This is a genomic window from Allorhizobium sp. Av2 (assembly GCF_021462805.2).
GTDB lineage: Bacteria > Pseudomonadota > Alphaproteobacteria > Rhizobiales > Rhizobiaceae > Allorhizobium > Allorhizobium vitis_G.
The window spans coordinates 1,228,041-1,240,051 of record NZ_CP192697.1; the positions used below are offsets into that span (position 1 = coordinate 1,228,041).

General features: G+C 56.5%; 11 protein-coding genes. 5 read left to right on the top strand and 6 right to left on the bottom strand.

Annotated elements, in window-relative coordinates:
- Positions 1–41 precede the first annotated feature (41 nt).
- Positions 42–1,376, bottom strand: coding sequence for a dicarboxylate/amino acid:cation symporter (locus FS819_RS23390; RefSeq protein ID WP_156549604.1), 1,335 nt, complete (start codon positions 1,374–1,376; stop codon positions 42–44).
- Positions 1,377–1,613: 237 nt separating this feature from the next.
- Between FS819_RS23390 and FS819_RS23395 the strand changes: the two genes are divergently transcribed.
- The gene (locus tag FS819_RS23395; RefSeq protein WP_234624684.1) at positions 1,614–3,479 is read left to right on the top strand and encodes a sensor histidine kinase; all 1,866 of its coding nucleotides are present in this window, start codon (positions 1,614–1,616) and stop codon (positions 3,477–3,479) included.
- On the top strand, positions 3,476–4,852 hold the full coding sequence (locus FS819_RS23400; RefSeq protein WP_156549606.1) for a sigma-54-dependent transcriptional regulator: 1,377 nt from the start codon (positions 3,476–3,478) through the stop codon (positions 4,850–4,852). Before FS819_RS23395 ends, FS819_RS23400 begins: the two co-directional genes overlap by 4 nt.
- 29 nt (positions 4,853–4,881) lie before the next feature.
- On the opposite strand, the gene FS819_RS23405 is transcribed toward FS819_RS23400, so the two are convergent.
- Positions 4,882–5,604: a TetR/AcrR family transcriptional regulator gene (locus FS819_RS23405; RefSeq protein WP_156549608.1), complete on the bottom strand. Its 723-nt coding sequence runs from the start codon at positions 5,602–5,604 to the stop codon at positions 4,882–4,884.
- Positions 5,605–5,845: 241 nt separating this feature from the next.
- Between FS819_RS23405 and FS819_RS23410 the strand changes: the two genes are divergently transcribed.
- Together FS819_RS23410 and FS819_RS23415 are read left to right on the top strand one after the other, a co-directional pair.
- Positions 5,846–6,220 (top strand): hypothetical protein, encoded by a 375-nt coding sequence (locus FS819_RS23410; protein WP_156549610.1) that lies wholly within the window; start codon positions 5,846–5,848, stop codon positions 6,218–6,220.
- A 26-nt stretch (positions 6,221–6,246) separates the two neighbouring features.
- On the top strand, positions 6,247–6,438 hold the full coding sequence (locus tag FS819_RS23415; protein ID WP_156549612.1) for a hypothetical protein: 192 nt from the start codon (positions 6,247–6,249) through the stop codon (positions 6,436–6,438).
- Between the two features lie 46 nt (positions 6,439–6,484).
- On the opposite strand, the gene FS819_RS23420 is transcribed toward FS819_RS23415, so the two are convergent.
- Genes FS819_RS23420 through FS819_RS23435 form a run of 4 tightly spaced genes read right to left on the bottom strand, consistent with a single transcriptional unit; the run spans position 6,485 to position 10,392 of the window.
- Complete coding sequence (locus FS819_RS23420; RefSeq protein WP_156549614.1) at positions 6,485–7,393, bottom strand: ROK family protein; 909 nt, start codon at positions 7,391–7,393, stop codon at positions 6,485–6,487.
- Complete coding sequence (nagA, locus tag FS819_RS23425) at positions 7,390–8,592, bottom strand: N-acetylglucosamine-6-phosphate deacetylase (RefSeq protein ID WP_156549616.1); 1,203 nt, start codon at positions 8,590–8,592, stop codon at positions 7,390–7,392. The genes FS819_RS23420 and nagA overlap by 4 nt, the downstream gene beginning before the upstream one ends.
- Positions 8,589–9,611 (bottom strand): SIS domain-containing protein, encoded by a 1,023-nt coding sequence (locus FS819_RS23430; protein WP_156549618.1) that lies wholly within the window; start codon positions 9,609–9,611, stop codon positions 8,589–8,591. The genes nagA and FS819_RS23430 overlap by 4 nt, the downstream gene beginning before the upstream one ends.
- 28 nt (positions 9,612–9,639) lie before the next feature.
- A complete protein-coding gene (locus tag FS819_RS23435; protein ID WP_070163325.1) occupies positions 9,640–10,392 on the bottom strand; it encodes a GntR family transcriptional regulator in 753 nt (250 codons plus the stop codon).
- A gap of 434 nt (positions 10,393–10,826) precedes the next feature.
- Here FS819_RS23435 and FS819_RS23440 point away from each other — a divergent pair, with 434 nt between their 5' ends.
- Positions 10,827–12,008 carry a Gfo/Idh/MocA family protein gene (locus FS819_RS23440; protein WP_156549621.1) on the top strand — a complete coding sequence of 394 codons (1,182 nt, stop codon included), beginning with the start codon at positions 10,827–10,829 and terminating at the stop codon, positions 12,006–12,008.
- Positions 12,009–12,011: the final 3 nt, after the last annotated feature.

The window sequence follows — 12,011 nt, forward strand, 5'->3', positions numbered from 1 at the left end:
TGAATATGCCGGGGCTTTGTTGTGCTTGGGGTCCAGATTTATCAGGCGGCCGTTGGAACCGGTTCGGCTACGACATCGATTTCTTCCGGCAATTCACCTGCCATGGCGGCTTGGAACTGTGTCTGATCGAGTTCGTTCTCCCAGCGGGCAACGACCACGGTTGCGACGGCATTGCCAATGAAATTGGTCAGTGCCCGGCATTCTGACATGAAGCGGTCGATGCCCAGGATCAGCGCCATGCCAGCGACGGGGACCGAAGGGACGACGGACAGCGTTGCAGCCAGGGTGATGAAGCCGGCACCAGTGATGCCTGCGGCACCCTTGGAACTGAGCATCGCTACCAGCAGCAGCAGGATCTGGTCGCCGAGCGAAAGCTGGATATCCGTCGCCTGGGCGATGAACAGGGCTGCCAGAGTCATGTAGATGTTGGTGCCATCAAGGTTGAAGGAATAACCGGTTGGAATGACCAGACCGACAACCGAGCGCTTGCAGCCTGCGCGTTCCATCTTGGCCATCAGGCCGGGAAGGGCAGCTTCTGAAGACGATGTTCCCAGTACCAGCAACAGTTCCTCTTTAATGTAGCGGATCAGGGCCAGGATGGAGAAGCCGTTATAGCGGGCAACGCCGCCAAGCACGACGAGGACAAACAGCAAAGACGTCAGGTAGAATGTGCCGATCAGGAAAGCCAGGTTGGCGATCGAGCCAATGCCGTATTTGCCGATGGTGAAGGCCATTGCGCCGAAAGCGCCGATTGGTGCGGCCTTCATCAGGATAGCGACCAGCTTGAAGACCGGCGCGGTCAAAGCCTGCAGGAAGTTCGTGACCGGCTTTCCAAGGTCGCCGACCATGGCCAGGGCCAAGCCGAACAGCACCGAGAAGAATAGGACCTGGAGAATATCACCCTTGGCAAAAGCGCCGACAATCGTGTCGGGGATGATGTTCATCAAGAAGCCTGTGATCGTCGAATCATGGGCCTGCTGGGCATAGCTGGCAACAGCCTTGCCATCCAGCGTCGCTGGATTGATATGCATGCCTGCGCCGGGTTGCAGGATATTCGACACCAGCATGCCGACAACGAGCGCCAGCGTGGAGAAGCACAGGAAGTAGATCATTGCCTTGCCGGCAACGCGACCGACTTTCTTCAGGTCGGACATGCCGGCGATGCCGGTGGCCACGGTCAGGAAGATAACAGGCGCGATGACCATTTTGACGAGCTTGATGAAAGCATCGCCGAGGGGTTTGAGAGATTCACCTGTTTGCGGGTAAAAATGACCGAGCAGGATGCCGCCGATAATCGCAACGATAACCTGAAAATACAGATGGCGGTAAAATGGGAGCTTGCCGCCCTGCGGGGCGGTGGTGGTAGAAATATGCATCGGATCCTCCGGTAGGTGCTCCCAACCGATGTCTTCGGCCTCCCGGGAGCTTATGCAACGTGTCAACATCGACACCGATGTTCGGTTTCGTCAATGCAATCACCGTGCCAGAGTGGAGCGCTGCGCCAAGCCATTGAAAAGCCGCGTTTAAGCCATGATCCATGGCGGATTTTCGCGCGATCTTTCGCTCAGTGCCTTGTGTGTTGTGCGGAAAAATGCACAAAGTCGGTAATGATTATGACGCATGACAAGCCCAGATCCAGCCCGGCCTATGCCAGGCGTCCAAGAAAGCCATGGCTTCTGCTGGCTTTTCTTGCCTGTTTGGTCACCGTTCTGGCGCTTTATCTGATTGGCCTTTACGCCCGCACTGCGGCTTTGGAGGATTTGTCTGAGCAGGCGCGCACTAGCGCCAATCTTAAGGTCGCCTTCCTGCGGGCAGTGTTGGAGAGGCCGCGCTCCTTGCCACTGCTCTTGTCGGAGGATCAGCAGGTTGTCGATGCATTGAGCCTCCGCACAGTCGCTGCAACGGAACGGTTGAACGACAAGCTCGAGCGGTTGGTTGCTGGCACAAGTGCTTCCGTTCTTTATGTCACGGACGCGACAGGACATGCCATTGCCTCCAGCAATTGGCGCGAGCCGGTGAGCTTTGTTGGTGTCGATTATTCTTTTCGGGACTATTTTCGTCGATCCATGGCGATCGGTGCCGCCGAACATTTCGCGCTCGGTAACATTAGCAAGCGTCCAGGCCTCTATATTTCAAGGCGTGTCGGCCCGGTTAATGCCCCTTTGGGGGTTGTGGTCGTGAAGGCAGAGTTTGCGCAATTGGAAAGCGATTGGCGGGAAGAGGGGCGAGCGGCTTTTGTCACCGACGGGAATGGGGTGGTGCTGATTTCCAGTCTTCCATCCTGGCGCTTCATGACTTTATCGACGTTGCAGCCAGAGGAATTGACCCAAATACGCAACAGTTTGCAGTTCGGCGATGCGCCTTTGCAGGCCTTGCCGATCAATCGCGCCCAGCAGGTGCCAGGCAGCGCTATACCGGATGAGCTTCTGGTGCGGACGATTTTTCCCGGCACCATACCCGCTGACTACCTTGATCTATCGGTTGCCGTGCCGACCACCAACTGGCATCTCAATTATCTCGTCCCGACTGAACCGGTAATCGCAGCCTCGACGCGGGAATGGCGACTGTTGACCCTGGCTCTGCTGGCGCCATTTTTTCTGGTCGTCTCGCTGGTGCTTTGGCGACGACAGGCAACGGTTATCCGCCTTGCGCGCGTGGAGGCCGACCAACTGGAGCTGGAGCGGCGGGTAGATGAACGAACACGCGATCTTTCACAGGCCCGAGACAGACTGGAATTGGAGATCGCTGGCCACAAAACCACCGAGCAGCGGCTGCAAGGCGTGCAGCAGGAATTGGTCCAGGCCAACCGGCTGGCGATCCTGGGGCAGGTCGCGGCGGGCGTTGCCCATGAAATAAACCAGCCTGTCGCTACGATCCGGGCCTATGCCGAAAATGCCAGGGTGTTTCTGGAGCGTGCCCAGCCGGAGCAGGCAAACAGCAATCTAGGCGCCATCGCCTCGCTGACGGAGCGGATCGGTACGATCACCGAAGAATTGAAGGCTTTTGCCCGGAAGGGCCGGACCGCCCCGGAGCCAGTGCCGCTTGGGGCGGCGATCGAGGGGGCGGTCATGCTGCTGCGCAGCCGTTTTGCCGGGCGGTTGGAGGCGCTTTCTCTTCCCGACGTTGCGTCGGATCTGACCGTGAAAGGCAATAGGGTTCGCCTGGAGCAGGTTCTGATCAATCTACTGCAGAATGCGCTCGAGGCATTGGAGCATCGCAGCGATGGCCACGTCGAGGTCTCGGTTCAAGAAACAGAACAACATGTCGTGGTGACCATCGAGGATAACGGTCCGGGCATTCCAGAGGACATCAGGCGTCTGCTTTTTACCCCCTTCACCACGTCAAAGGAAAAAGGCCTGGGTCTCGGCCTGGTCATTTCCCGTGACATTATCAGTGACTATGGCGGACGGATTAGCGTCGAGAGCACGCCATCCGGTACATGTTTTACCATCCTTCTCTTGAAAGCGGATATATCATGACGTCAGCGCAGGCGACGGCTACCAATAATGTCATCCTGATTGACAATGATCAGGATCTGCTGGCGGCAACGGGGCAGACCCTTGAATTGGCGGGATTTTCCGTTCAGGCTTTTTCAGCGCCGCTGGAGGCGCTTCGTCGGATTTCCAGTGATTTTCGCGGCGTCATCGTTTCCGATATTCGTATGCCTGATATCGACGGCCTGGAATTGTTCAGCAGGGTCAAGGCATTGGACCCCGAGTTGCCAGTCATTCTGGTGACGGGCCATGGCGACATCGCCATGGCGGTACAGGCGATCAAGGATGGGGCCTATGATTTTATCACCAAGCCCTTTGCCACCGACAGGCTACAACAGAGCGTCCATCGCGCCGTGGAAATGCGACGGCTCGTTCTGGAGAATCGCAAGCTGCGCCAGGTGGCCGATGCGGCCCAGGATGGATTGCCACTGATTGGCCAGACCCCCGCGATGGAACGGCTGCGGCGCACTTTGCGCCAAATCGCCGATACCGACGTCGATGTGCTGGTGACGGGGGAAACCGGCAGTGGCAAGGAAGTGGTGGCAAGCCTGCTGCATAGCTGGAGCCGTCGCGCCAAGGGCAATTTTGTCGCCTTGAACTGCGGCACTCTGCCTGAAAGCATGATCGAAAGCGAGTTGTTCGGCCATGAAGCGGGCGCCTTTACCGGTGCGCAGAAAAAGCGGATCGGCCGGATCGAACATGCCAGCGGCGGCACATTGTTTCTCGACGAAATCGAGAGCATGCCTGCGGCGACCCAGGTGCAGATGCTGCGCGTGTTGGAAATGCGGGAAGTCTCGCCGCTCGGGATCAACGAAGTACGCCCGGTGGACCTGCGCGTGGTTGCCGCAGCCAAAGTCGATCTGAGTGACCCTGCGCAGCGCGGTGAATTCCGCGAGGACCTTTATTACCGCCTGAATGTGGTGACATTGACCATCCCGCCGTTGCGCGAACGCCGTGATGACGTGCCGCTTTTGTTTGCCCATTTCATTGAGCGGGCCGCGGGCCGGTTCCGCCGCGAGCCACCGCCGGTGTCAGCCGGTGTCGAGCGTTATCTGCGGGACCACGACTGGCCGGGCAATGTGCGTGAATTGACGCATTTTGCCGAACGCTTTGTTCTGGGGTTGGAAGATATGGATGCGGGTGGCAGTAGTGCCGTTTTGATCGACTTGCCTGATTTATCCTTGCCGGAGCGGCTGGATCGCTATGAGGCGGATATCATGCGCGAGACCCTTAGCCACTATGAGGGTGATGTGCGCAAAACCATCGAGGCGCTGAAAATTCCCCGAAAGACCTTTTACGACAAACTTCAGCGTCATGGCATTGTGCGCAAGGCATTTGCGGGCGGGGAGGAAGGCTGAGCAAACAAGCTCTATGCGGTGATGGCAAGTCAGGTTCCTGTTCTGGTTTCCGGCGCAAGGAAAGCCAGCGTGACCATCACAATATGTTCGCCCCAGGCGTCGATAGCAGACGGTTGCCAGACGTTCGGGTTAAGATTGAGCGCCAGTGTGTAGCGATTGTTGATGTAGAAGAAGCTTAAGCCAGCAATCGTCATGTAGACCGTCACCGGATTGACATCGGAACGGAAGAGGCCTTGCTCGATCCCCCGCTGTAACAGTTTTTCGATTTCCGCGAGCAATGGACCATGGGTCGAGGGAATGGTCTTGGACCGGCTTGAATATTCAGCCTTCAGAATGTTTTCGGTGGCAAGCAGGCTGACGAATTCCGGGTGGGTCAGAAAGTAGTTCCAGGTGTGCAAAGCCAGTTCACGTATGCCATCAAGCGGTTGACGGCGAGACAGGTGAAGGCTTTTTCCCGCAGCGGTGACATTCGAGAAAATCACCTCGAGAACCGCCACGTAAAGGCCCTCCTTGTCTCCAAAGAAATGGTAGAGCATTCGTTTGTTGGTTTTCGAGCGCAATGCGATGGCATCCACCCGGGCGCCAGCAAAACCCTTGGCAGCAAACTCCTGAATGGCGGCATCCAGAATGATGGCCCGGGTTGCATCGGGATGGCGAATCATACGCGCCTGACGGCATTGCAAGGGTTCTGGGCTTTCGGTGTCAGGTTCAGGCCCTTCCTCGAAAGTCTGTTCCAGCCGTTGGCCTGTCATGGGAATCTCACTTCATGGTATTTTGAAATAGAAAATTAGACTTACATGAAATACATTGCGTCGGTTAATTACGTGCATGCAAAGTCTGTAAATTGTGATTGGAGGCGGTGAATACGGAAGGAGTGAGCGGCTGAAATGCCGATGCTCGGATCTGGACAGGATCTTTTAGGCTTTTCGATGTTTTGAAAACAAAATTTCTCTATTTGTGTGAATAGGTAGAATAGTAATTTTATAGACTATATTGACGAAAACGCACATCACTGTCACCATTGAGTGGCGTTGGAATGAAAATAAACGGGGCGGACGTCCTGCAATTTTCAAAGGGGTGACGATGCCGATAGCTGTAAATATGTTTTCTTACGACCTGTTTGGGTTGACTCGGGTTCCCTTCGATCTGGCCGAAGACAGCAAATCTCGTGTTGAGGGCGATACACATAAACCTGTTGTGACGATCCGGAGTGAGAAGAAGACGTCGTTGTTTTCGAGGTTTTGGAACGACAACCCAGGTAACGATCAGCCCGGCAAGGATCGATATGCCGAGCAGGAGCAAAAGCTTCGGGAAGATCGCAAGAATTGCCACGCAATTCTCCTCGGTGGTTTTTTCCCGATTTTGTAAACGCACGTTTTGTGAAGGAGGCTGTGATGAGTATTGTTGAACGTCTGATGCTTGATGCCGTCTCGCCCATATTGGCCAGTGCCGGAACCTCTCACTCCGCCATGCAGCCTGTCACCGACCAATCGATTGGCATTCGTGAAAGGATTGCCGGGGCAGTTCCTTTTGTTGCTTGCGCCGCCGCCTTCCTGTTTGTCGCGGCTATGATTGTGGGCATTTGACAGGAAAAGGGTATTTGAAAGGAAAAGCGGCAATTGATGGCGGCGTTTAATTTTGCCTTGCAAGCCCCAGCAAGGCGGCCCCGATCAGGCCAGGCTCCAGTCGGCATTGCGCTGGAACCACGATAGGATAGTTGAACCGTCGCAAGATCTTGGCCCTGACGGCTAAGTCGATGGCTTCGACCAGTTTTGTGGCATTGGACAGGCCGCCACCGACCGGCAGTATACTTGCGCCTGTCGTATTGACGACCAGAGCCAGTGGACTGGAAAGCAGTTCGACAAATGCCGCAATGGTCTGGCTTGCCTTGGGTTCGCCGATTTCCCAACTCTTGACGATGTCCTCACTGGTTCGGTTTTCGCCGCTCAGGTGTGTATGGAGCTTTTCCATGCCGCGCGCGCTACAGATGGCATCGATACAGCCTTTCTGACCGCAGCCGCATTGAAACCGAGGAATGGCGACAGGCGGTTCGCCGACCTCGGTTGCGGCAATTGGTCCATGGCCCCATTCTCCGGCAAAGCCGCCGTCGCTATTGATCAGTTTGCCATCCACCACCAGACCGCCACCGACGCCAGTGCCGAGAATGACGCCGAACACTACGCGGTGGCCGCGACCGGCGCCCAATCCGGCTTCGGCGATTGCGAAACAATCGGCATCATTGGCAATCAGTACAGGCAGGCCCAGGGCCTCTTCCAGATCGTGTTGCAGCAAACGGCCATGGATACAGGGTATATTGGCGACGACAGCACGACGGGTATCCACATCTATAATACCACAGATGGAAATTGCCACGCAGCTTGGGGTTTCTCCCGCCTCGGCAATGATTGACCTGATGACGCCGACAAATGCGTCGAAATCCTGTCCCGGCGTCGGCTGACGTGGAAAGGGACGGATATCCTCAGGCGAATAGGCAATCGCGCCCTTGATGGCCGTTCCGCCAATATCGAAACAGACAATCATGCGCGCCGGGCCTCGGAATGTGTTGCTGTGCTGTGAACGCATGTTCCAGCGATCCAGGTGGAAACCAGGTCGAGTTGCGGGGTGACCAACAGGAAGTCGGCATCCTTGCCAGGCGCTAGCTGGCCTTTCGTCTCGCATCCAATCGACTGGGCCGGATAAAGCGACGCCATGTTCAGCGCCTCCTCAAGCGTTATTGCAAGTTTTTCATGAACAAACCGAATGCAGGACAGCATATCGATATCGGCACCAGCCAGGGTTCCATCGGCTAAAGTCAGCCGTCCGCCCTGGCGGTAGACCGGGCGACCATTCAGCATGAAGCCGATTTCATCGGTGCCGATGCTCGACATGGCGTCGGTGACCAGGAAAATCCGGCCAGACCCGCGTTTGGCGCGAAGGGCAATCTCCATCGAGACCGGATCGACATGGAAACCGTCAGCGATAATCCCGCAGGACAGCGTTTCTGAAGAAAGGGCTGCTCCGACAAGGCCGGGTTCGCGGTTGCCCATCTGGCTCATGGCATTGAACAAATGAGTGACGAGCGTCGCGCCCGCCTCGACATAGGCGCCAATCTGCGCGCAATTTGCATCCGTGTGGCCCAGGCTGATGTGATAACCCGCTGCTCGCAGGGCTTTCACCTGCTGCGGGGTAACGCTTTCCGGCGCAATGGTGATCAGCGCGGTGCCGAATGTGTCGGCAGCGGCAATAAGCTTTGCCAGATCGTCATCATTCATGGGGCGGATCAGGGCGGGATCATGGGTGCCCTTGCGCGCCAGTGAAAGGTGCGGACCTTCCAGGTGAAGCCCCAGATAGCCTGGGATCTGTTCGGTCTGAGCTTGGCTGCCAAGGCTCAGAACCTGATCGCGCAGGGCAGGATGGTCAGTAATCAATGTCGGTAACAGCGCTGTGGTGCCGAACCTTGCATGGGCGGCGCAAATCGTCCGGATACCCTCCAGATCCGGCTGGTTGTTCAACAACACGCCGCCACCGCCATTGACTTGCAGATCGATAAAGCCTGGCACGACCAGAGCCGATCCTGCATCGACCCTGGCAAGGGCAGCAGGCACGGTATTTTCGGAGATTATATCAGCGATCCGCCCCTGATCGACAATCAGGGCCTGATCGTCATGGAAACGCGTGCCGTCAAAGATCCGGCCGCCTGTCACAGCGAATGAAGAGGGAGCCTTACGAGACGAGATCATCGGGTTTCCGTTACTTTCTTCAGAGCGGCTGGCTTGTCCGGATCAAGGCCACGGGCGCGCGATAGTGATTCCACCATGCCATAATAGGGTACAATCAATGCCAGCGCATCGGTCAGCGGATGGCCGGTTTCGATGAAGGGCAAATGGTTGGCCTCCTTTGCCAAAGACGATGTCAGGAAAACAGAGGCATTCTTGGCGGCAAGTCCATTGGCCGTCGCGGCGATAGAAGCCTCCGCCTTGTCGCGGGCGGCAAAGGCGATGATCGGGAAATTCGCAGACACCAGGGAGACCGGACCATGCAACACTTCAGCCGAAGAATAGGCCTCCGCATGCAGCTCAGATGTTTCCTTGCATTTCAGCGCCGCTTCGCAGGCAATGGCCAGCGTCGGGCCGCGCCCGAGCATGTAGAGCGAATCGGCATCTTTCAGCACCTCCACCAGGCCACTCCAATCCAGAGCCAGCGCTTTTTCAAGATGGGTGGGCAGGGCTTCGACCGCGGCTGCCAGGCGAGCGTTGTCGCTCCAGGCACTGATCAAGGACAGGCCAGCAACAATGGAATTGACAAAGGATTTTGTCGCCGCAACCGCAATTTCCGGTCCGGCTTGAATGTCGATGGCGATATCAGAGGCTGTGGCCAGCGGTGAAGAAATGGTGTTGAGCAGTGAAATTGTGGTTGCCCCACCGGCTAAGGCGGATTTGGCGAGCGCCACAAGGTCCGGGCTGGCCCCGGATTGCGAGATGGCAAGTGCCGCCGCCCGGTCCAGTTTCAGCGGTGCCTGATAAATCGAGGCGAGGGACGGGCCGAGCGAGGCGACGACGATCCCGAGTTCCAGTTCGACGGCATATTTTAGGAAATGGGCGGCATGGTCGGAAGAACCACGCGCAATGGTGACCAGCACCGCCGGATCGCGCTTGCGGAGTGCTGCGCCCGCTTGCTCCAAACTCGCACGGCTATCGCTCAGCAGCCTGCTGACCGCCTGTGGAATCTCGTTTATTTCCTGGCGCATGGTGGTCGTCATCGTATTTTCCTTATCCTGCGGCGTCCGATCAGGAGCCGATGGTCAATTCCGCAACCAGGTCATAGGCGTCGCTGCGGTATAGCGCTCGCGACACTTCCATTACCCGGCCTGTATCCAGATAGGCGATCCGCTGCACCGAAAGCGCAGCAGAGCCCGGCGGCATGCCGAGCAGTTTGGCATCATCATCCGTCAATATGACTGCCGAAATGCGCTGATTGGCGCGCACAGGTCTAATCCCGACACTGCCAAGTGCTGCATAGAGAGAGTTCTCGACGCGGGAGGGGTCCGGCAACAGATCATCCGGCAGATTGGTGCGTTCCAGCGCAATCGGCATGTCGCTGGCGGTACGCAGCCGCACCAGCCTTGCTACGCGAGCCGTTCCGGAAAGCCCAAGCGCCATGGTTTCCTCGGGTGTTGGCAAAAACAAGCCCCGCTCCAGCCAACGTGAACCGCTGACCATGCCGCGCCGGGCCATATCCTCGGTAAAGGATGTCAACCGTGTCAGCGGTTGCTGCATGCGCTTGACGGGCTTGACGACAAAGGTTCCAGCGCCCCTTCGGCGAACCAGGAGGCCTTCAGCAACGAGGTCGTCTATCGCCTTGCGCACCGTGACACGGCTGATACCTGCGGCTTCTGCGATGTCACGCTCCGCAGGCAGGGCGTCGCCATGCTTAAGCTTCCCAGCTTCAACGGCATCTTCGATCAGCGTCTTCAACTTGATATAAAGCGGGCCGCCCCGGCTGGATTGCAGGCTCGCAAAAGCAAGCACATCCGTTTGCATGTCACGCTCCCCGTATCCTAGCCAGAATGCCTATGGTTGTTTTTTGTTTACAGTACCAAGGCAATACCAATTTAGCAATAATGTTTCATTGGTCTTCTCAAAGATCAGAGAAGCAGGGTGGATTGCGCTGAGAAAACAGATATTTCCCTAAAAAAATAGGGGTAACTATCATTCAGTCTGGACGATTGGCATTTTTTTGGTATTATTCATTAACAAGAATAAAGAAATGGAACAATCGTGCATAGCTCTTCGAACTCAGCATTCCCAGTGGTGCGCACGGAGACGATGATGAAGTTGTGAAGGGTTTAGGCGGTCATCGCTGAGTGTGAAAATAAATTTCACGACCTTGCGGAGAATTGCTTTTCCTATTGACGAAACTGCTGAAAATTAGCAGTCTCAAGAAAATAAATTACGTGAACGGGGAAAATTCCAGCATGAAAGTCGCCATTATCGGGCTTGGTTTCCGGCTTGGTTATCTCGGACGAGTGCTCAGTGAGATCGATCCGTCTTTCGAAATTGTCGGTTATGTCGATCCTGATCCAGCAGGTCTGCCTGGCTTGATTGAGGCTGGTGTATCGCCCGGCAAGACATATGAGACGCCGGAGCAGTTGATTGCGCAAGGCGGTTTTGATCTGCTGATGATCGGCTCTCCCAATCATCTGCATCTCCAGCATATCCGTATAGGACTTCAGGCCGGTTTGACGGTGTTTACCGAAAAGCCGATCGTAATTTCCATCGAGGAAAGCCTCGAACTCGCCTCGCTTCTGCATACCTATGGTCATGACCGGTTGTTGGTTGGCCTCGTTCTTCGCTATTCGCCGCTCTACCGCGATTTGCGCCAGGCGCAGGCGGATGGCCTGCTTGGTAATGTCGTCTCCATTGAAGCATCGGAGCATATCGAGCCTTATCACGGCGCTTTCTTCATGCGCGATTGGCGCCGCTACGGACGCTATACCGGCGGTTTCATGCTGGAGAAATGCTGCCACGATCTTGATCTTTACAATGGTGTTGTTGGCGCTCGGCCACGGTTCGTCGCGAGCTTTGGTGGTCGCAAGAGCTTCATTCCGGAAAATGCGCCGGAGCAGGATGGCGTCAACGACATGGAAGTCTATCACCGCAAACCAAGCGGTTGGCTGGGCTCCGACAAGGTCTTTGATAGTGATGCCGACATTATCGATTACCAGACCGCGATCATCGAATATGAGAATGGCGTGGCGATGACATTTCACACCAATCTCAATGTGCCCGATCAGTTTCGCCGTTTCTGTGTGATCGGCTCGAAGGGCATGGCTGAGGGCGATTTCGTGCGCGGCTTCCTCGATGTCCACAATGCCCGTAACAACGACAAGGTTATTGCCAAGACCTATAGCGCACCTTCCGAGAAGTCGCAGCATTACGGCGCCGACGAACAAATGGCAGCCGATGTGCTGGCCTTCATCGAGACCGGAGCGAAGCAACCGGTTTCCGCTCTCGATGCCATTGAGGCCGGTATTCTGGCCCTGGCGCTGGATCAGGCCCGGGCCGAGCGCAAGGTGGTGGATCTCGCACCTGTCTGGGGGCGTTACGATGCCTGCCTGCATGGCGAGGCGTCCGCCGCTCCTGCAGAGTCGGCATAGGGG

What these genes read in the sequence shown, in the direction of transcription:
- FS819_RS23390 (WP_156549604.1), bottom strand. Translation starts at nt 1,376, where the DNA reads ATGCATATTTCTACCACCACCGCCCCGCAGGGCGGCAAGCTCCCATTT.
- FS819_RS23395 (WP_234624684.1), top strand. Translation starts at nt 1,614, where the DNA reads ATGACGCATGACAAGCCCAGATCCAGCCCGGCCTATGCCAGGCGTCCA.
- FS819_RS23400 (WP_156549606.1), top strand. Translation starts at nt 3,476, where the DNA reads ATGACGTCAGCGCAGGCGACGGCTACCAATAATGTCATCCTGATTGAC.
- FS819_RS23405 (WP_156549608.1), bottom strand. Translation starts at nt 5,604, where the DNA reads ATGACAGGCCAACGGCTGGAACAGACTTTCGAGGAAGGGCCTGAACCT.
- FS819_RS23415 (WP_156549612.1), top strand. Translation starts at nt 6,247, where the DNA reads ATGAGTATTGTTGAACGTCTGATGCTTGATGCCGTCTCGCCCATATTG.
- FS819_RS23420 (WP_156549614.1), bottom strand. Translation starts at nt 7,393, where the DNA reads ATGATTGTCTGTTTCGATATTGGCGGAACGGCCATCAAGGGCGCGATT.
- nagA (WP_156549616.1), bottom strand. Translation starts at nt 8,592, where the DNA reads ATGATCTCGTCTCGTAAGGCTCCCTCTTCATTCGCTGTGACAGGCGGC.
- FS819_RS23430 (WP_156549618.1), bottom strand. Translation starts at nt 9,611, where the DNA reads ATGACGACCACCATGCGCCAGGAAATAAACGAGATTCCACAGGCGGTC.
- FS819_RS23435 (WP_070163325.1), bottom strand. Translation starts at nt 10,392, where the DNA reads ATGCAAACGGATGTGCTTGCTTTTGCGAGCCTGCAATCCAGCCGGGGC.
- FS819_RS23440 (WP_156549621.1), top strand. Translation starts at nt 10,827, where the DNA reads ATGAAAGTCGCCATTATCGGGCTTGGTTTCCGGCTTGGTTATCTCGGA.